At 67.3% G+C, this 18,429-nt stretch carries 17 protein-coding genes; 13 read left to right on the forward strand and 4 right to left on the reverse strand.

The genetic code is table 11. The features are described from left to right. Nucleotides 1-21: 21 nt before the first annotated feature. The 5 genes from DXK32_RS24470 to DXK32_RS24490 all read left to right on the forward strand — a co-directional run bounded on the left by DXK32_RS24470 (nucleotide 22) and on the right by DXK32_RS24490 (nucleotide 5,422). A complete protein-coding gene (locus tag DXK32_RS24470) occupies nucleotides 22-1,335 on the forward strand; it encodes a glycosyltransferase family 4 protein (RefSeq protein ID WP_114860885.1) in 1,314 nt (437 codons plus the stop codon). Then, nucleotides 1,335-2,624: a hypothetical protein gene (locus tag DXK32_RS24475; protein ID WP_205215823.1), complete on the forward strand. Its 1,290-nt coding sequence runs from the start codon at nucleotides 1,335-1,337 to the stop codon at nucleotides 2,622-2,624. The genes DXK32_RS24470 and DXK32_RS24475 overlap by 1 nt, the downstream gene beginning before the upstream one ends. A 63-nt stretch (nucleotides 2,625-2,687) precedes the next feature. Then, a complete protein-coding gene (locus tag DXK32_RS24480) occupies nucleotides 2,688-3,875 on the forward strand; it encodes a polysaccharide pyruvyl transferase family protein (RefSeq protein WP_114860886.1) in 1,188 nt (395 codons plus the stop codon). Nucleotides 3,876-4,037: 162 nt separating this feature from the next. After that, nucleotides 4,038-4,808, forward strand: a complete 771-nt coding sequence (locus tag DXK32_RS24485) for a hypothetical protein (RefSeq protein WP_114860887.1) — start codon at nucleotides 4,038-4,040, stop codon at nucleotides 4,806-4,808. Between the two features lie 143 nt (nucleotides 4,809-4,951). Next, complete coding sequence (locus tag DXK32_RS24490; RefSeq protein WP_114860888.1) at nucleotides 4,952-5,422, forward strand: hypothetical protein; 471 nt, start codon at nucleotides 4,952-4,954, stop codon at nucleotides 5,420-5,422. A 101-nt stretch (nucleotides 5,423-5,523) separates the two neighbouring features. On the opposite strand, the gene DXK32_RS24495 is transcribed toward DXK32_RS24490, so the two are convergent. Next, nucleotides 5,524-7,224, reverse strand: a complete 1,701-nt coding sequence (locus DXK32_RS24495) for a right-handed parallel beta-helix repeat-containing protein (RefSeq protein WP_432612362.1) — start codon at nucleotides 7,222-7,224, stop codon at nucleotides 5,524-5,526. 508 nt (nucleotides 7,225-7,732) lie between these two features. Here DXK32_RS24495 and DXK32_RS24505 point away from each other — a divergent pair. From DXK32_RS24505 to DXK32_RS24525, 4 genes are all read left to right on the forward strand, one after another. After that, complete coding sequence (locus DXK32_RS24505; RefSeq protein ID WP_114860891.1) at nucleotides 7,733-8,806, forward strand: Bug family tripartite tricarboxylate transporter substrate binding protein; 1,074 nt, start codon at nucleotides 7,733-7,735, stop codon at nucleotides 8,804-8,806. 83 nt (nucleotides 8,807-8,889) lie between these two features. Further along, nucleotides 8,890-9,396, forward strand: coding sequence for a tripartite tricarboxylate transporter TctB family protein (locus DXK32_RS24510; protein ID WP_114860892.1), 507 nt, complete (start codon nucleotides 8,890-8,892; stop codon nucleotides 9,394-9,396). Nucleotides 9,397-9,620: 224 nt separating this feature from the next. Continuing rightward, nucleotides 9,621-11,111, forward strand: a complete 1,491-nt coding sequence (locus DXK32_RS24520; protein ID WP_247877321.1) for a tripartite tricarboxylate transporter permease — start codon at nucleotides 9,621-9,623, stop codon at nucleotides 11,109-11,111. 97 nt (nucleotides 11,112-11,208) lie between these two features. Continuing rightward, nucleotides 11,209-11,913, forward strand: a complete 705-nt coding sequence (locus tag DXK32_RS24525) for a TerC family protein (RefSeq protein ID WP_114860894.1) — start codon at nucleotides 11,209-11,211, stop codon at nucleotides 11,911-11,913. 7 nt (nucleotides 11,914-11,920) lie between these two features. Here DXK32_RS24525 and DXK32_RS24530 read toward each other — a convergent pair whose 3' ends face one another. After that, complete coding sequence (locus DXK32_RS24530) at nucleotides 11,921-12,109, reverse strand: hypothetical protein (protein ID WP_114860895.1); 189 nt, start codon at nucleotides 12,107-12,109, stop codon at nucleotides 11,921-11,923. 161 nt (nucleotides 12,110-12,270) lie between these two features. Here DXK32_RS24530 and DXK32_RS24535 point away from each other — a divergent pair, with 161 nt between their 5' ends. The 4 genes from DXK32_RS24535 to DXK32_RS24550 all read left to right on the forward strand — a co-directional run bounded on the left by DXK32_RS24535 (nucleotide 12,271) and on the right by DXK32_RS24550 (nucleotide 17,182). Beyond that, nucleotides 12,271-12,957, forward strand: a complete 687-nt coding sequence (locus tag DXK32_RS24535) for a CBS domain-containing protein (RefSeq protein ID WP_114860896.1) — start codon at nucleotides 12,271-12,273, stop codon at nucleotides 12,955-12,957. 36 nt (nucleotides 12,958-12,993) lie between these two features. Further along, nucleotides 12,994-13,752 (forward strand): GntR family transcriptional regulator, encoded by a 759-nt coding sequence (locus tag DXK32_RS24540; protein ID WP_114860897.1) that lies wholly within the window; start codon nucleotides 12,994-12,996, stop codon nucleotides 13,750-13,752. Nucleotides 13,753-13,909: 157 nt separating this feature from the next. Beyond that, nucleotides 13,910-15,052, forward strand: coding sequence for a THUMP domain-containing class I SAM-dependent RNA methyltransferase (locus DXK32_RS24545; RefSeq protein ID WP_114860898.1), 1,143 nt, complete (start codon nucleotides 13,910-13,912; stop codon nucleotides 15,050-15,052). Nucleotides 15,053-15,079: 27 nt separating this feature from the next. Next, nucleotides 15,080-17,182 carry a molybdopterin-containing oxidoreductase family protein gene (locus DXK32_RS24550; protein ID WP_114860899.1) on the forward strand — a complete coding sequence of 701 codons (2,103 nt, stop codon included), beginning with the start codon at nucleotides 15,080-15,082 and terminating at the stop codon, nucleotides 17,180-17,182. Here DXK32_RS24550 and DXK32_RS24555 read toward each other — a convergent pair. Then, nucleotides 17,179-17,913 (reverse strand): proteasome-type protease, encoded by a 735-nt coding sequence (locus DXK32_RS24555; RefSeq protein ID WP_040136233.1) that lies wholly within the window; start codon nucleotides 17,911-17,913, stop codon nucleotides 17,179-17,181. The genes DXK32_RS24550 and DXK32_RS24555 overlap by 4 nt on opposite strands. Before the next feature lie 152 nt (nucleotides 17,914-18,065). Continuing rightward, a complete protein-coding gene (locus tag DXK32_RS32780) occupies nucleotides 18,066-18,233 on the reverse strand; it encodes a hypothetical protein (protein ID WP_199230182.1) in 168 nt (55 codons plus the stop codon). Between the last annotated feature and the right edge of the window lie 196 nt (nucleotides 18,234-18,429).

The following is an 18,429-nucleotide window of genomic DNA, read 5'->3' on the forward strand; positions in this document are numbered from 1 at the left end:
CTATTCGAGATCGGCCCGACCATGAGCAACAAGCGCGTCCTGATCATCAGCCACGGCCATCCCGCCTTCTCGCTGGGCGGCGCGGAGGTGGCCTCCTACAACCTGCACCAGGGGCTGCACGACCTGCCGGGCTGGGAGAGCCATTACCTGGCCCGCACCTCCCCGCCGGTCACGCCGCACGGCAGTTCCGCCCTGATGGCGCTGCGCCAGAAGGAGCGGGAGGTCCTCTACTACGCCAACGACTACGACCATTTCCGGCTGTCGAACCGCAACCTGCCGGGGCTGGAGAAGGACTTCGTCCGCTACGTCCGCGACCTCCAGCCGGACGTGGTGAACTTCCACCATTTCCTGGGTCTGGGCATCGAGACCATCCAGGCGATCCGGCAGGCCCTGCCGCGCGTGCCGATCGTGGTGACCTTCCACGAATATCTGTCCATCTGCCACCACCACGGACAGATGGTGAAGACCAGCCGCAACACGCTGTGCTACCGCGCCAGCCCGGCCGACTGCGCCGGCTGCTTCCCGCACATCGGCGAGGCGCAGTTCTTCAAGCGCGAGCTGTTCCTGAAGACCTTCCTGGAGCAGGCGGATTTCTACGTCAGCCCGTCGAACTTCCTGATCGACCGCTACGTCGACTGGGGCCTGCCCCGCGAGAAGTTCCGCATGATCGAGAACGGCCTGACCGTCGAGGGCATCGCCCCGCCCCGCCCGCTGGCCCGCGGCGGCAAGCGCAACCGCTTCGCCTTCTTCGGCCAGCTCACCGAGTTCAAGGGCGCCCATGTGCTGGTCGAGGCGATCGGCCGCGTTTCGGAGAAGGCGTGGGGCGAGGACGGCGCGCTGATGATCTTCGGCGGCAACCTGGAGCGCCAGCCCGAGGCCTACCAGAAGAAGTTCAACGAGGCGGTGGAGCGCGCCGGCGACCGCGTGCGCTTCTACGGCAGCTACCGCTCCGCTGAGCTGCCCGGCCTGATGAAAGACGTGGATTGGGTGGTGATGCCCTCCATCTGGTGGGAGAACTCGCCGGTGGTGATCCAGGAGGCCTTCCTGCACGGGCGACCGATCATCTCCAGCAACATCGGCGGCATGGGCGAGAAAGTCACCCATGGCGTGGACGGCCTGCATTTCCGCAACGCCAGCGTCGAGGATCTGGTGGACCGCCTGACCGAGGCGCTGACCACGCCGGAGCTGTGGGACCGCCTGCGCATGCGCATCCGCCGCCCCATCGACCGCGCGGAATGCGCCCGCCGCCACGCCGACGTGTTCGACGCGCTGATCGCGAACGCGGGCGGTGGCGCGGTGTCGATGCCCGAGCGGGCGGTGGCGCAGAAGCCGTGATGGGAAAGCGCGTGCAGGACAGCGGCCCCCTCCCCAACCCTCCCCCGCTGCGCGGGACAGGGAGCCGGAGCAGAGCGGCGGCAGTTCCCTCCACCGCCAAAGGCGGGGGAGGGCTAGGGAGGGGGCAATGCACCCTGGCTCTCCTCGCCACCCTCCTCCTCGCCACCCCCTCGCACGCCGCCGACCTCCGCGTCAGCGTCCCCGCGGGCGCGGCGCTGGAGACCGTCTACGACCACCGCACCCAGGCCTGCGAGGACTGGGACGTGCCGGACGCCCCGGCGCGCGCCTGGAAGGCGGCGGACGGCAGCGTCCGGCTGCTCGCCGCGCACACCCGCGCGCGTGTCCTCAGCGGCCCGTCGCTGAACGACCTGCATCACACCTGCCGCATCGTCTTCCAGTCGGCCAAGCGCGACGACCCGGCGCGCTTCGACGACATGGGCTGGCTGACCTCGCCCTACACGCTGGACGGCACCACCGTCTACGGGCTGGTCCACAACGAGTATCACGGCCACAAGCGCCGCGACCTCTGCCCGACCGGCGACTACATGGCCTGCTGGTGGAACGCGCTGACCCTCACCGTCTCGCACGACGGCGGGCAGAGCTTCGGTCCGGCGCGCTACGTCGCCGGGGTGCCCTATCGCTTCCGCGGCGATCTGGGGAAGCGCGCCGGGCTGTTCGCGCCGAGCAACATCATCGCGCGCGACGGCTGGTACTACGCGATGGCCTTCGCCGAGGGCATCGGCGCGCAAAAGCGCGGCGTCTGCCTGATGCGCACCCGCGACCTCGCCGATCCCGCGTCCTGGCGGGCGTGGGACGGGCGGGACTTCACCGTCCGCTTCCGCGACCCCTACACCGAGGGCGAGGCCGATCCCGAGGCGTCGGTCTGCGCGCCGCTGCCGCCCGACCGCCTGCCCTTCACCGTCACCAGCCTCGTCCGCCACACGCCGAGCGGCCTCTACGTCGCGGTGATGGCGGGACGGCGGGCGGAGCGCAAAGGGGCGGAGCCCGTGTCCGGCGTGTGGGTGTCGACCTCCGCCGACCTGATCGGCTGGTCCGCCCCGCGTCTCGCCTGGGCGGCACCGCTGCTCACCGACAAGAATTGCGCCGTGGACGAGACCTTCTACTACCCGGCCATTCTCGATCCGGACGCCAGAAGCCGGAATTTCGAGGACACGGATGGAAACGCCTGGCTCTACCTGACCCGGCTTGCGCAGAGGAACTGCAAGCCGACCAGGGATCGCGATCTGGTCCGAATAATGATCCGGGTTGATCCGCCCCAAAGTGGCTAGAATTCATCAAGACAAAACCCGAACCTTGCAACCCTCCACCACCCCGACCCCAGGAGAATTAAATTGGCTAACATCCTAGTCATGATTCCCTCCGGCGAAGTCTATGACCATGACTGCGTGCGGTGGTACAGCTACCAGAACATTCAGCGTAGCATCAATCATTACCACAACATCGGCGACGCCTTCGTCTACGATTCCTCGCTGAAGCTGCTGACCTTCGACCGTCTCGACGTCGTCGAGATCCGCGAGTTCAAGCAGGAGGTGGTGGACCGGGCCAACGCCGAATACGATTACGTGTTCCTGCGCGGATCGAACTACATCCACGACCACATGACCTGGCCGGAGGGCACCGAGCAGGTGCTGTCCAAGCTGCGCATCCCGGTCATCGCCTTCGGCGTCGGCGCCCAGGCCCCGGCCACCGGCAAGCTGACGCTGTCGGACGAGAGCAAGCGCATCTGGCAGATGTTCGCCGACAAGTCGACGACGCTGGGCGTGCGCGGCACCTACACCGCCGAAGTGCTGTGGGACCTCGGCATCAAGAACGTGCGCATCGTCGGCTGCCCGACCGCCTTCCGCAACCGCGATCCGGAGCTGCGCATCGACCTGCCGTCGCTGGACAGCGTGCGCAACGTCGGCATCACCATGCGCCGCGAGGTGTCCAGCCACTATTCGCCGGACGTGAAAACCTACCTCACCCGCCACCGCGACTTCGTCAAGGACATGAGCCGCCGCTTCGACACCGTCCTGATGATGCAGGGCGAGGTCGAGGAGAAGAAGCTGCTCTGGGGCACCGACGAGCAGAAGGCCGAGGCCTGGGACGAGTTGCACAACAACAACTGGCTGAAGAACTGGTACTTCGACGAGGAGCTGGACGAACTGTACCGCTCGCGCCTGTGGTACTCGGACGTCGTCGCCGACTATGAGAGCATCGTGCGCTCGAAGGACCTCGTGCTGGGCTACCGCCTGCACGGCAACCTGATGGCGCTGTCGAACGGCACGCCGTCGGTCTATTTCAGCTACGACAGCCGCACGGCGGAGTTCGCGGAGACCTTCGCGATCCCTTGCTACGACGTCTATTCCGACAAGCCCTTCGTCCTGGAGGAATACTGGGACCAGAGCCTGTTCGAGAAGTTCAACCGCACTTTCTACCAGCGCTACCGCGACATGCGGGAGTTCCTGGACGAGAACTACATCCCGCACCGCATGCCCAGCCCGACCGCGCGCAAGACCCCGCAGCGCAAGGCGGCCTGACGGCGGTTGCCTTATAGCCCTCTCCCCTCTGGGGAGAGGGTGGCCCGGAGGGCCGGTGAGGGGGTTGCACACAGCGGCACGCCCGGCAAAAGCGCATCCCCCTCACCCTAACCCTCTCCCCAGAAGGGAGAGGGGACTTCAATTACTTCGCGAGTGCCCGCCATGCCCGACGTCGCCACGCCCGACACCCTGTCCTCCACCCCCGTCGCGGCGGAGCCTGCGGCGTCCGTCATCGAAGGCCGGGTGGACGCCGTCCAGGCCGGACGGATCTACGGCTGGGCCTGGGACCGCTCCTATCCCACCGACCGCCTGACGGTGGAGTTCCGCGCTGAGATGCCGGACGGCCGCAGCGTGGTCCTGGGGCGTGCGCTGGCCGATCGCCCGCGCGAGGATCTGGTCGGCGGCAACTTCGGCGACGGGCACCACGCCTTCGAGGCCGACCTTGAGATTCCGGCCGGGCTCGACCCCACGCGCGTCGTCGCCGTGGCCGCCGCACCGAGCACTGGCACCATCGCCACCTTCGCCCAGCCGAGCGCCGAGGAAAAACTGCTGGAGCGCACCCTCGCCCCGCATCTGGTGCGCATCGGCGCCGGGCTGGACGCCGCCCGCCGCGACCACCAGCAGATCGCCGCCGGCCAGCAGGGCATCGCCCGGCTGCTGCGCGAGACGCAGGAGCGCATCGCCGCCGGCCAGGCCGGAGCCGGTGCCGCCGCGGCCCAGCAGGCCGCCCTGTCGGAGGCGCTGCACAGCCTTCAGGAACGGGTGGCCGGGCTTGAGGTCTTCCTCGTCCGCATGGACACGACGTTGCGCGGCTTCGACGACGCGCTGAAGGTGAAGTCGGCCAAGTCGCACGCCCCCACCATCATCGCCGCCCTGGCCTCGGCCGTGGGAGCCTTCGCCGCAACGGTGATCGGGCTGGCGATCTTCGGGTAACGGCGGCCCACCGCCACCTCGTCATTTCCAGGCGCTTCAGCCGCCGCCGAGTCCGGCGGCGGCTTTTCCGTGCGCCAGTGGTGGACGCGCCGCCGTTCCGCGTGCCACCCTGAAGGAGTGCCCTTTACCGGGAGACAGGCGACATGCCCGCAGATCGTCCTTCCATCCCTCCGACCCCTCCGCTTGGCGGCGATCTCATCACGCCCAGGGATCTCCACGCGATCAGCGAAGCGCAGGAGATGGCGCGGCGAAAGGAGGCGCAGGAGCTTGAGAAGAAAAGGCAGGAGGAGCAGAGCGCGATCCACGACGCCTTCATGCACCAGCATGTCCGTCCCGACGCCAAGGAACGTTTCACCCGCGCCGTGCGCGCCGCGGCGGAACGCGGGGAAACCGAGATCGAGATCGTGCGCTTTCCCAGCAGCTACTGCAGCGATGGCGGCCGGGCGATCAACAATTTCGAGCCCGACTGGCCGGACAGCCTCACCGGCTTCGCGCGGGAGGTCTACGACAATTACGACCGGTATCTGCGTCCCGCCGGCTACAAGCTGCGCGCCCAGATCCTGAGCTATCCCGGCGGCATGCCGGGCGACGTCGGAATCTTCCTGCACTGGTGAGACCGTCAACGGCGAGACCGGCGGCATCCGGACGCACCGACGCCCGGCCAAGGAATGGCCGGGCGCGGTCATCACCGAAAATGCGAAGAGAGAACCCGTCCTTAGGCGGTCGGGCTGGCCTTGGCGGCCGACGAGATGGTGTTGTTGGTCACCGTCTGCTTGATGCTGTCGGCGATGGACACGGCGGAGCGGCCGTTGTTGTTGTTGAAGATGTTGTCGTGCACGTCGAGCGTGATCGACCCGGCGCCCTTCAGGTGCTCCATGATGCCGCCGTTGTTGTTGAAGATCTCGTTGCCGTAGATCTTGTAGGTGACGCTGGTGCCCTGGTTCTGGCCGACCGAGATACCGACGTTGGCGTTGCCGTAGATCGTGTTGTCGTAGATCTCGGTGCTCGACTTGGCGAGGATGCCGGCGCCGCGCGGGTTGTCGTAGATCGTGTTGTCGTGAATCTTCAGCGTGCTGTTGGCCTGGCTGTGGTCGTGGTACAGCCCGTGCGACCGGCCGTCGCCGCCACCGGCGCCGTTGTTGAAGATCGTGTTGCCGGCGATCTCGCCGCTCAGGATGCGGCCGTTCCAGCCCGAATACACACCGTCGGTCCGCCAGCCGTTGTCGCTGATGGTGTTGTTGGTGAAGTACTGGTCGGCGTTGTCGGCGGAGTAATGCACGATGCCGTAAGCGCCGTTGCCGTCGATCGTGGACCCGTCGATCCGCAGCCCGTGGGAGGTGCCGCTGATGACGACGCCCGAGCCGTGGTTGTCGACGATCTGCGAGTTGGTGACCTTCACGTTGTCGGCGCCGCCGTTGAGCAGCAGGCCGGCGTCGCCCGAACCCTTCATGGTCAGGCTGTCGAAGGTGATGTTGTCCTTGTTGTTCAGGCTGACGGCGTAGCTGGAGCCGCTGGCCGCCTCGATCACCGGGTTGGCGCCGGTGCCGTAGGCGCCGTAGATGATCGGCTTGTCGGAGGTGCCGGAGGTGGAGGCCAGCAGGCTGTCGTGCCAGGTCTCGCCACGCTCGAACAGGACCAGCGAGCCGGGGGCGAAGTTGGTCGAGTTCACCTTGTCCAGCGACTTCCAGGCCTGGTTCGCGTCATGGCCGGAGTTGCTGTCGCTGCCGTTGGTCGCATCGACGTAGTAGATCTGCGAGGCCGGGGTGGACGGATAGTCCGACGTGCCGGAGGTCGGCGCCGTGGGGGCGGCCGGGGCCGCGGCGGCGGTCGTCGCGAAGAACTCCTTCGGCGCGGCGACGGCCAGCGTGCCGTTCCACCACATGTTGGCCTGGCCCGGGACGACGTCCTTGCCGTCGAGCGCGCCCTTGTCATAGGTGACGGACGGATCGGTCGGGGCGACCTTGTGGCCGTTGATGGAGATGGCGTTGACCGTCAGGTTGCGGTCCTGCCCATCGACGGCGCCGTCGTTGTCGTACTGGATCTGAATCTTGTGCGCCTGATCGGCGGTCACGTTGGCGTCGAAGGAGAAGTCCTTGGCATCGCCGCCCGCGGTGCCTTCGCCGACGACGGCGCCGTCCACCAGCAGCTTGAAATGGGGCGAGACGCCGCCCGCGGCGGTGCCGGAGGCGTTGACGACGATCTTGGCGGTGGCGGCCAGCGCCGTGGCGTCGGCCAGCGCCAGAGGCTGCGCGGTGGTCTGGAGTGCCTGGAGATGGAGAATTGAGTCCGGCGTTGCGGCGCTGTCGGCGGTCACCGGAGTGACGCTGTCGACAACAGCCTGGAACGCATCGGCAGCAGAATCACCGACAAAACCGGTCGTGTCGGCGTGGTTCTGATGATCAAGCTCAATGGCCATATGATCCATGGTCTTTCACTCTTTCCTTTTTACAGCGCCACGTTTGTGGCGGTGGGCGGGAATGTGCGCGGATCGCGCCGTCCCGCTTGCTGTGCGCTCAATCGTTTTCGACAGGACCGGAGCCTAGCCAGCACCGTGTGGCCTTAAATGGTTCGATTTTAGGATAATTAGTTTTTGAAGCGCGCCAAATCCGTCACAGGACCCCCCTAACGAACGGGGTAGTTCCTCGAATTTAAGCGTTAGCACAAACGGGGTATCTCTTTCGGTAAATTCTTGAAATCGTTCCGAACTACAAGAATTTAGCCGCTCTGTTCCGATGAATTTCTGCGCCGCACCCAGTGAATGGGCCCGGTTGTCTTGTGACATTCCTGTTGAAGAAAGCTGGGATGCCACATACCATACGCCACACGGACAGTTTGCATAACAAACAATCCGTCTCGCCAGACAATCCAAAAATGATGAGCCGTGCCGACGGAAGCCCGGCCACCCAAAAGGGAAGGAATGAGGCATGAAGGACGTACAGCGCCCGCGCTGCGCGCGGAAGACCCCTTTTGACTCCTTCGCTTTTAAAAACACGCCAAGAAGAACGCTTGCCGGCGGAACGGCCCTGGCCGGCGCGCTCGGCCTTCTGCTGGTCCCGGCCGCGGCCCAGGCCGCCTGGGAGCCGACCAAATCGGTCGAATTCGTCGTCCCGGCGGGAACCGGTGGCGGCGCCGACCAGATGGCGCGGATGATTCAGGGCATCATTCAGAAGAACAACCTGATGGGCCAGCCCATCGTCGTCATCAACAAGTCGGGCGGCGCCGGTGCGGAAGGCTTCCTCGACGTCAAATCGTCGAACCGCAACCCGCACAAGATCATCATCACCCTGTCCAACCTGTTCACCACGCCCCTGGCGACCGGCGTTCCCTTCTCCTGGAAGGACATGACGCCGGTGGCGATGCTGGCCCTGGACAACTTCGTCCTGTGGGTAAACAGCGAGGCCGCGCAGAAATCGCCCAAGGAATTCGTCGAGGCCGCCAAGGAGGGCGGCGCCAACCGCTTCAAGATGGGCGGCACCGGCTCCAAGCAGGAAGACCAGATCATCACCGCCGCCATCGAGCAGACGGCGGGCGTCACCTTCACCTACGTCCCCTACAAGGGCGGCGGCGACGTCGCGGCGCAGCTCGTCGGCAACCACATCAACGCCAGCGTTAACAACCCGATCGAGGCGGTGTCGCAATGGCGCGCCGGCGCGCTGCGGCCGCTGTGCGTCTTCGACAACGAGCGCATCCCGCTGAAGGAGCCGGTGGCCGACGGCAAGTCGTGGAACACCATCCCGACCTGCAAGGAATCCGGGCTGGACGTGGAATACACCATGCTGCGCGGCATCTTCATGGGGCCGGGCGTCACGCCGGACCAGGTCGCCTATTACGTGGACCTCTTCAAGAAGGTCCGCGAGACCGAGGAGTGGAAGGACTTCATGGCGAAGGGAGCCTTCAACGTCAGCTTCAAGACCGGCGACGACTTCAAGAGCTGGCTGACCGCGGCGGAAACCCAGCACAAGACCCTGATGGACAAGGCGGGCTTCACCAAGCAATAGCCTCTCCCGTCCACCGCGCGGCGCCCGGGGCATCGCGCCCCGAGCGCCCTCCCCCACCTTCCGGGTTTTCGTGGGAGTGAGCCATGGAGCAGGAAACGCAGAACAGTGATCCGGTCGTCTCGAACCGGACCATGGAGATCGTCGTCGCCGGCCTGTTCGCCCTCGTCGCCCTCGTGGTGATGGCCGACAGCGTCCGCGTCGGCAACGGCTGGGGGTCCGACGGACCGAAGGCCGGTTACTTCCCCTTCTATGTCGGCCTGATCATGCTGGTCAGCAGTCTGGCCACGCTGGTCGTCAACATCCGGCGCCACAGCGGCGAACGGACCGCCTTCGTCGAAAAGCACCAGCTCGCCCTGGTTCTCCAGGTGCTGGTCCCCAGCGCGGTCTTCGTGGCCTTGACCGCCTTCCTGGGCATCTATCTGTCGGCGGTGCTGTTCATCGCCTTCTTCATGCATTGGGTCGGCAAGTATCCGCTCAAGACGATCCTGCCCGTCGCCATTCTCGTGCCCGCGGGCCTCTTCGTGATGTTCGAGATCTGGTTCCTGGTACCGCTTCCCAAGGGACCGGTGGAGACGATGTTCGGGTTCTGACGAGTCCAGTTTCTAGCAGTCCAGTTTTTTGAAAGCCGGGGCGGCCGCGGGAACGGCCGCGCACACCGAAGCAGCGGCGGGCATCCGCGACGAACCAGCCCATGCGACGGGGACGAACCCCGTCCTGCGCGCTCAAGACGCGACCTTTCCAAACGGAACGGGCGCGGGTGCCGGAAAGGGAGGGAAACTTGGAAGCGCTCGGATCACTCATACAGGGGTTCGGCGTGCTCGCCGATCCCATGAACATCGCCTACATGTTCATCGGCATCACGCTGGGCGTCCTGATCGGCGTGCTGCCGGGGCTGGGCGGGGCGAACGGGGTGGCGATCCTGCTGCCTTTGACCTTCAGCATGTCGCCGACCTCCGCCATCATCATGCTCTCCTGCATCTATTGGGGGGCGCTGTTCGGCGGGGCCATCACCTCGGTCCTCTTCAACATACCGGGCGAGCCGTGGTCGGTGGCGACCACCTTCGACGGCCACCCCATGGCGCAGAAGGGCCATGCGGGCGAGGCGCTGACGGCGGCCTTCACCTCGTCCTTCTTCGGGGCGTTCGTGGCGGTCCTGCTCATCACCTTCCTGGCCCCGGTGATCGCCGGCTTCGCCCTGCGCTTCGGCCCGGCGGAGTTCTTCGCGGTCCAGCTCTTGACCTTCTGCAGTTTCGTCGGCATGGGCAGCGAGTCCCCCTTCAAGGTGCTGTGCGCCATGATGCTGGGCTTCGCGCTGGCCGCCGTCGGGCTGGACAGCGTGACCGGCGAGCTGCGCATGACCTTCGGGTCGGTGGAACTGCTGCGCGGCTTCGATTTCCTGATCGCGGTCATCGGCCTGTTCGGCATCGGCGAGATCCTCCTGACCATGGAGGAAGGGCTGGCCTTCAAGGGCAAGGCCGCGAAGATCAACGCCAAGGTCGTGTGGGAGACCTGGAAGAGCCTGCCCCGCTACTGGGTCACCGCCATCCGCGGCTCCATCGTCGGCTGCTGGATGGGCATCACGCCCGGCGGCGCCACTCCCGCCTCCTTCATGAGCTACGGCCTTGCCAAGCGCTTCTCCCGAAACCGCCAGAATTTCGGCAACGGCGAGATGGAGGGCGTGGTCGCTCCGGAAACCGCGGCCCACGCCGCCGGCACCAGCGCGCTGCTGCCCATGCTGACGCTTGGCATCCCCGGTTCGCCCACCGCGGCGGTGCTGCTGGGTGGCCTGCTGATCTGGGGCCTCCAGCCCGGCCCGCTGCTGTTCATCGAGCAGAAGGAGTTCGTCTGGGGCCTGATCGCCAGCATGTATCTGGGCAACATCGCCGGCCTGATCGTGGTGCTGACCACGGTTCCGGTCTTCGCCTCGATCCTGCGCATCCCCTTCAGCATCATCGCACCCGTCATCGTGGTGATCTGCGCGGTCGGCGCCTACACCGTGCACAACGCTTTCCTCGACATTGTCATGATGCTGGTCTTCGGCGTCGTCGGCTACGTCTTCAAGAAGCTGTCCTACCCGCTGGCCCCGCTGGTCCTGGCCCTGGTGCTGGGCGACATGGCGGAAAGCTCCTTCCGGCAGGCCATGCTGGTGTCGCAGGGCGATCTGGCGATCTTCTGGTCCAACCCGCTGGTCGGCAGCATCGTCACCCTGGCGCTGGTCATGCTGTTCTGGCCGGTGATCTCCGCCCTGCTGCGCAAGCGCCAGTCCCGGCAGGACGGCGGGACCCAGGTGATCCCGGTCAAATAAGTCATCCCCGTGAACCAGCTCCACCCACTCCCCCGCCGGCCTCCGGGACGGGACGACCGGCGGGGGGATTTCTTCTCACATCGGGGGGTTCGGGACGATGGACACGTCCGATTTCATGATCGCTCTGCTCCAGATCATCTGGATCGACATCCTGCTGAGCGGCGACAACGCGCTGGTCATCGCGCTGGCCTGCCGCTCGCTGCCGCCCAAGCAACAGAAGATCGGCATCATTCTCGGCACCGGGGCGGCCATCGTGCTGCGCGTGCTGTTCGCCGTCATCATCGCCTATCTGCTGGCCATCCCGTACCTGAAGATCATCGGCGGGGTGCTGCTGTTCTGGATCGCCATCAAGCTGATGCTGCCCACCGAGGAGGAAGCGCAGGCGGAACATGCCGGCACCACCGCCGGGCTGTGGGGGGTGGTCCGCACCATCGTGATCGCCGACGCGGTAATGAGCCTGGACAACGTCATCGCCATCGCCGCCGCCTCGCACGGCAACACGGTCCTGCTGATCCTCGGGCTGGCCATCAGCATTCCGCTGATCGTCTTCGGCAGCACCCTGATCCTGAAGGCCATCGAGCGGCTGCCGGCCCTGGTCTATGCCGGCGCCGGGCTGCTCGGCTACATCGCGGCGGAGGTCATCCTCACCGACCCGAGCATCCATTCCCATGTGACGGAGAGCCTGCCGGTGCTGACCGGAACGGCCCCCTTCGTCGCGGCGCTGGGCGTGATGACCGCCGGCTATCTGATGGCCCGCAGCATCAACCGCCGCCGCGCCCTGGTGGAGACCGATCCCGCCTGAGGAGCCGTCAGCAGGAGGATGGGCGACGGGGTTCGCGGCAGCGGTCGCCCCGCACCGCCCGGAACCGGCCCGGCAGGGCCATGGCGCGCACGTCGCTGGTGATCTCGGAGATGAGGCCCGGATCGTTCCGCAAAATCTCCGTCACCACAGCGGCCAACCCGGCCAGGGCGAACACGATGGCAAGACTCTCCAACATCGGGAACTCCGGACTTCGACCACACTCATGCTGCGTTGCAGCAGAGATGGCGCAAAGTCCGTTGGGGAGCAAGGGATAAGAAACATAGCATTTCGTATACCAGACACGCAGCAGGAGCCGGACACAGGCTCCGCACCGTCAGTTCAGGGAGGAACGTCGAGATGCAAGCGAAGGACGTCATGACATCGCCGGTCATCACGGTGGCGCTGGACACCCCCGTGCCGGACATTGCCGAATTGCTTTTGACCCATCGGATCAGCGGCTTGCCGGTGGTCGACCAGGACGGCCGCGCGGTCGGCATCATCAGCGAGGGGGACCTTCTGCGCCGGGTGGAGACGGGCACCGACCGACCGCGCGCCCGCTGGCTGGAGATGCTGGTGGGCCGCAACGTGCAGGCCGCCGACTTCCTGAAGACCCATGGGCGCTGCGCGCGCGACGTCATGTCGCGCCCGGTCCAGGCCGTCGCGCCCGACACGGAAATCGCCGAGATCGCCGACCTGATGGAGGACAAGCGGATCAAGCGCGCCCCCGTCCTGGTCGACGGCCGCCCGGTCGGCATCATCAGCCGGGCCAATCTGCTGCACGGGCTGCTCCGCAACCGGCGCGGCGGGACCGGCTTCGGCGCGTCCGGCGACGAGGCGATCCGCGCCGCGCTGCTGGAGGCGTTGGACGGACAGTCCTGGGTGGACCTCGATCGGATCAACATCGTCGTCAACGACGGGGTCGTGCAGCTCTGGGGCATGGTCGACAGCGAGGAGCAGCGCCGCGCCCTGCACACCGCGGCGAGCGGCGTGAGCGGGGTGAAGCGCGTCGAGGAGCATCTGAACCGGAACCGCTTCGTCGGGTGATCCCCCGCCTATGCGCCCCATTGAAGGAGCAGCCCGATGCCGCCACCCGAATTGACCGTCCAGCCCCTGGACTCCGGAGCCACCTTCCGCAACCAGGTTTATCGACGCTTGAAGCAGGCCATCATCCAGATGGACATCTACGACCACCCCGGTGACGTCCGGCTGGACGAGCGCCAGCTCAGCGGCCTGCTGGGCGTCAGCCGCACCCCGATCCGCGAGGCCCTGACCCTGCTGGAGCAGGAAGGACTGGTGCGCTTGGAGCCGCGGCGGGGAATCTACATCGTCCGCAAGACCAAGACCGAGATCATCGAGATGATCATCGCCTGGGCGGCGCTGGAAAGCATGGCGACCCGCCTCGCCGCCGAGCGCGCCACCGCGGAGGACATCGGCACGCTGTGGGACATCTTCCGCAGCTTCGAGGAGCAGGCGCCCTCCGACAACATCCAGGAATATTCCGACGCCAACATCGAGTTCCACAAGGCGATCATCCGCCTCAGCCGGGCGCGCATCCTGGAGACGCTGACCGACAACCTGTTCATCCACATGAGGGCCATCCGCAAGCTGTCGATCCGCCAGGACAACCGGGCCGAACAGTCGATGCACGAGCATCGCGACATCATCCGGGCGCTGGAGCGGCGCGACGGCGAACTGGCGGAGCGTCTGGCGCGCGAACACACGCTGGGTCTCGCCGCCCATGTCGAGCGCCACGGCGATTTCCTCGACTGGCTGCGGCTGGCCGAGGTGCGGAGCGCCGACGTGAAGGCCGCGTTCAAGGACGGACTGCCGCTGATGTAGCGGTGGCAGGCGGATTCCTCTGGCATCCGCCGAGAGCCGGTGAGAGGGGTGCGCGCGCAGCGAAGCGTTCGGCACAGGCGCTCCCCCTCACCCTGGCCGTCCTCCCGGAGGTGAGAGGGGACTTCAAAAGCGATTGCCATGGCGGTATCTAGGGGCCATGACCAGCGACACCGCCGCCGCCGACCACACCGGCACCGATTTCGAGATCTTCATCGTCACAGCGCCGGGCCTGGAATCCGTGCTCTGCGCGGAGGTGAAGGCCAAGGGTTTCCGCGACGCCACCGCCATCAAGGGCGGCGTCACCGTCCGCGGCGGCTGGCCGGAGGTCTGGCGGGCGAACCTGGAACTGCGCGGCGCGACCCGCGTGCTGGCCCGCGTCGCCTCCTTCCGCGCCTTCCACCTCGCCCAGCTCGACAAGCGGGCGCGCCGGGTGCCCTGGGCGGAGTTCCTGCGCCCCGACGTGCCGGTCCGCGTCGAGGCGTCCTGCAAGGGCTCGCGCATCTACCACGCCGGGGCGACCGCCCAGCGTATCGAGCGCGCCATCAGCGAGGAGCTGGGCGCCCCCATCTCCGCCGAGGCCGAGGTGTCCATCAAGGCCCGCATCGACGACGACCTCTGCACCATCAGCGTCGACGCGTCGGGCGAGTCCCTGCACAAGCGCGGCCACAAGGAGGAGATCCACAAGGCCCCGCTGCGCGAGACGCTGGCCGCCCTGTTCCTGCGCCATTGCGGCTACGACGGGACGGAGCCGGTGGTCGATCCCATGTGCGGGTCCGGCACCTTCGTCATCGAGGCGGCGGAGATCGCCGCCGGCCTGCACCCTGGACGCACGCGCCGCTTCGCCTTCGAACAGCTCGCCTCCTTCGACGACGCGGCGTGGCAGGCGATGCGCTCCGCGGGTGGTGCGGGCACGGCACCCGCCGTCCGCTTCTACGGCAGCGACCGCGACGGCGGGGCCATCGCCATGAGCCGCGCCAACGCCGAGCGCGCGGGTGTGGCCGCCCTGACGGACTTCCAGAAGCACGCGGTCAGCGACCTGATGCCGCCGGAGGGTCCGCCGGGCCTCGTCATCGTCAACCCGCCCTACGGTGCGCGGATTGGCGAGAAGAAGCCGCTGTTCGCCCTCTACGGCGCGCTGGGCCAGACGTTGCTGTCGCGCTTCTCCGGCTGGCGGGTCGGCCTCGTCACCAACGAGGCGTCGCTGGCCCAGGCGACCGGCCTGCCCTTCCAGCCGTCCGGTCCGTCGGTGTCGCACGGCGGCCTGCGCGTGACGCTGCACAGCACCGCCGCCCTTCCCTGACCCCCTCCAGGCCCCATCTGTAGAACCATGTCGAACCGCCCCGCTCCCCGCCTGCAAGCCTCGGCGTGCCCGCACGATTGCCCGTCCACCTGCGCGCTGGAGGTTGAGGTGCTGGACGAGCGCCGCATCGGGCGCATCCGTGGCGCCGCCGACAACAGCTACACCGCCGGGGTGATCTGCGCGAAGGTCGCCCGCTACGCCGAGCGGGTGCACCACCCCGACCGGCTGACCCAGCCGCTTCGCCGCACCGGCCCCAAGGGTTCCGGCCAGTTCGCGCCGATCTCCTGGGACGAGGCGCTGGACATCGTCGCCGAACAGTTCCTGGAGGCCGAGCGGCGGCACGGGCCGGAGACGGTGTGGCCCTACTACTACGCGGGCACCATGGGGCTGGTGCAGCGCGACGGCATCAACCGGCTGCGCCACGCCCGGCGCTGGTCGGGTTTCTTCGCCACCATCTGCACCAACCCGGCCTGGGCCGGCTGGCTGGCCGGCGCCGGCAAGCTGGCCGGGGCCGACCCGCGCGAGATGGCCAAGTCCGACCTCGTGGTGATCTGGGGCACCAACGCCGTCTCCACCCAGGTCAACGTGATGACCCACGCCGTCCGCGCCCGCAAGGAACGCGGGGCCAAGATCGCCGTGGTCGACGTCTACCGCACCCCGACCATGGAGCAGGCGGACATTCCCCTGCTGATCCGTCCGGGCAGCGACGGGGCGCTGGCCTGCGCGGTGATGCATGTGCTGTTCCGCGACGGGTTGGCCGACCGCGCCTATCTCGCCAGCCACGCCGACGACCCCGCCGGGCTGGAGGCGCATCTCGCCAGCCGCAGCCCGGAATGGGCCGAGGCCATCACCGGCCTGCCGGCGGCGGAGATCGAGGCCTTCGCCCGGCTGGTCGGGCAGACGCCGCGCAGCTATTTCCGGCTGGGCTACGGCTTCACCCGCTCGCGCAACGGGGCGGTGAACATGCACGCCGCCTCCTGCATCCCGGTGGTCAGCGGCGCTTGGAAGGTCGAGGGCGGTGGGGCCTTCCACTCCAACAGCGGCATCTACGGCTGGAACAAGACGCTGATCGAGGGGCTGGACCTGCGCGACCCGACCGTGCGCACGCTCGACCAGTCGCGCATCGGCCCGATCCTGGAGGGCGATCCGGAGGCGCTGGCCGGCGGCCCGCCGGTGACGGCGCTGCTGATCCAGAACACCAACCCGGTGACCATCGCCCCCGATCAGGCGCGCGTGCGCCGCGGCTTCGCCCGCGACGACCTGTTCGTCTGCGTGCACGAGCAATTCATGACCGAGACGGCGCGCATGGCCGACATCGTGCTGCCCGCCACCATGTTCCTGGAGCACGACGACCTCTATCAGGCCGGCGGCAACCAGCACATCCTGCTCGGGCCGAAGCTGGTCGATCCGCCGGGCGACTGCCGACCCAACCACGCCGTCATCACGGAGCTGGCGCGGCGGCTGGGCAGCGACTCCCACCCCGGCTTCGCCATGACCGAGCGGGAGTTGATCGACGCCACGCTGCGCGCGTCCGGCCACGGCACGCTGGAAACACTGGAATCCCAGCGCTTCCTCGACGTGCAGCCGGCCTTCGAGGACGCGCATTTCGTGAAGGGCTTCCGCTGGCCCGACGGCAAGTTCCGCCTGAAGCCGGACTGGCCCACGGTGCCCTATGCCGCGCCGTCCACCTTCGGCCCGGTCGAGTCGATGCCGACCTTCCCCGACCATTGGGCAGTGACGGAGGAGGCGGACGAGGAGCATCCCTTCCGGCTGGTCACCGCGCCGGCCCGCAACTTTCTGAACAGCAGCTTCACCGAGACCCCGACGTCGACGGGGCGGGAGCGCCGCCCGAGCCTGATGCTGCACCCCGACGACGCGGCGGCGCTGGGCATCGCGGAGGGCGACCGGGTGGAGGCCGCCAACGGGCGCGGCGCGGTGCTCCTGCACGCCCGCCTGTTCGACGGGGTGCGGCGCGGTGTGGTGATCGCCGAATCCATCTGGCCCAACGCCGCGCACGAAGGCGGACGCGGCATCAACAGCCTGACCGGCGCCGACCCGGTGGCGCCCTTCGGCGGCGCCGCCTTCCACGACAGCCATGTGCGGGTGCGGAAGGCGGCGTCCTCCGCTTAATCAGCCCATTTGGGCGGCGGCAGGGAGCGGAAGGCCTCGCGGAGCGCCTGGGACCAGCCGTCGCTGATTTCCTTGAAGCAGGGGTCGTCCTCGCCGATCCGCCGCCGCGTCTCCAGCTTCAGCGAATCGCGGCGGTAGGCGATCAGGTCGAGCGGCAGGCCGACCGTCAGGTTGGAGCGCAGCGTGCTGTCCATGGAGATCAGCACCAGCTTCATCCCCTCCTCCAACGGCGTATTGTGGTTCAACGCGCGGTCGAGGATCGGCTTGCCGTATTTGTGTTCGCCGATCTGGAAGAAGGCGTTGTCCGCGGTCGCCTCGATGAAGTTGCCGGCGGCGTAGACGTGGAACAGCCGCACCCGGTCGCCGCGGATCTGGCCGCCCAGGATGATGGACAGGTCGAAATCCACCCGCTGCTCCTTCAGCGCGTGGCCGTCCCGCTTCCACACCTGACGGACGGCGGCGCCAACGAGCTGGGCGGCCTGGAACATGCCGTTCACGCTGGAGATGGTCCGGATCTCGCCGTCCAGTTCCACCCCCTCCTGAATCAGCGCGATCACCGACTGGGTCAGCGACAGGTTGCCGGCGGTCATCAGGGCGATCATGCGGTCGCCCGGCTCTTCGAAGACGTGCATCTTGCTGAAGATGGAGATGTGATCCACCCCCGCGTTGGTGCGCGTGTCCGACAGCATCACCAAGCCGTCCTTCAGATACAGGGCGACGCAGTAGGTCATGGTCCGTCCTCTCTCCTCCCAGCGGAAGCCGGACCGCCCACGCGAAAAAGGGGCGGCCGGCTGGCCGCCCCAGTGTATGCCGAAAAAACCAGCACGCCGCAAACCCATCGGGGGACACGGGACATCATGCCCCCTGCCCATGCGGCTTGTGGTCAGCGCTGCTGCCCGCCCTTCTCGTTCCGATCGCGGTCCATGTCCTGCTGCTGCCGGTTCGCCTGGTCCTGCCCCTGCTGCCGGTTCTTCGGGTTGTCCTGGGTCTGCTGCCCCTGCTTCCGCTCGTCCTGGCTGCCCATTTGATTCGGGTTCCGCTCGTCGGCCATGGTGCTTCCTCCGCAGTGTCGGTTCCGCTGCCCGGCGGGCATGACGTGAACCAAGACGGCGATGGTACGCGCCACGATCGGCCCGCTCCTACATTGGCAGTCGATCATGTCCCGATTCGCGTGGGGTTTGCCGGTACCCGCGCAAGGTCATAGGCGGAAAAATATACTCCCCCGGCCTCTGTGCCCATTGACATCA

The sequence above is a fragment of the Azospirillum brasilense genome (genome assembly GCF_003349955.1).
GTDB lineage: Bacteria > Pseudomonadota > Alphaproteobacteria > Azospirillales > Azospirillaceae > Azospirillum > Azospirillum brasilense_B.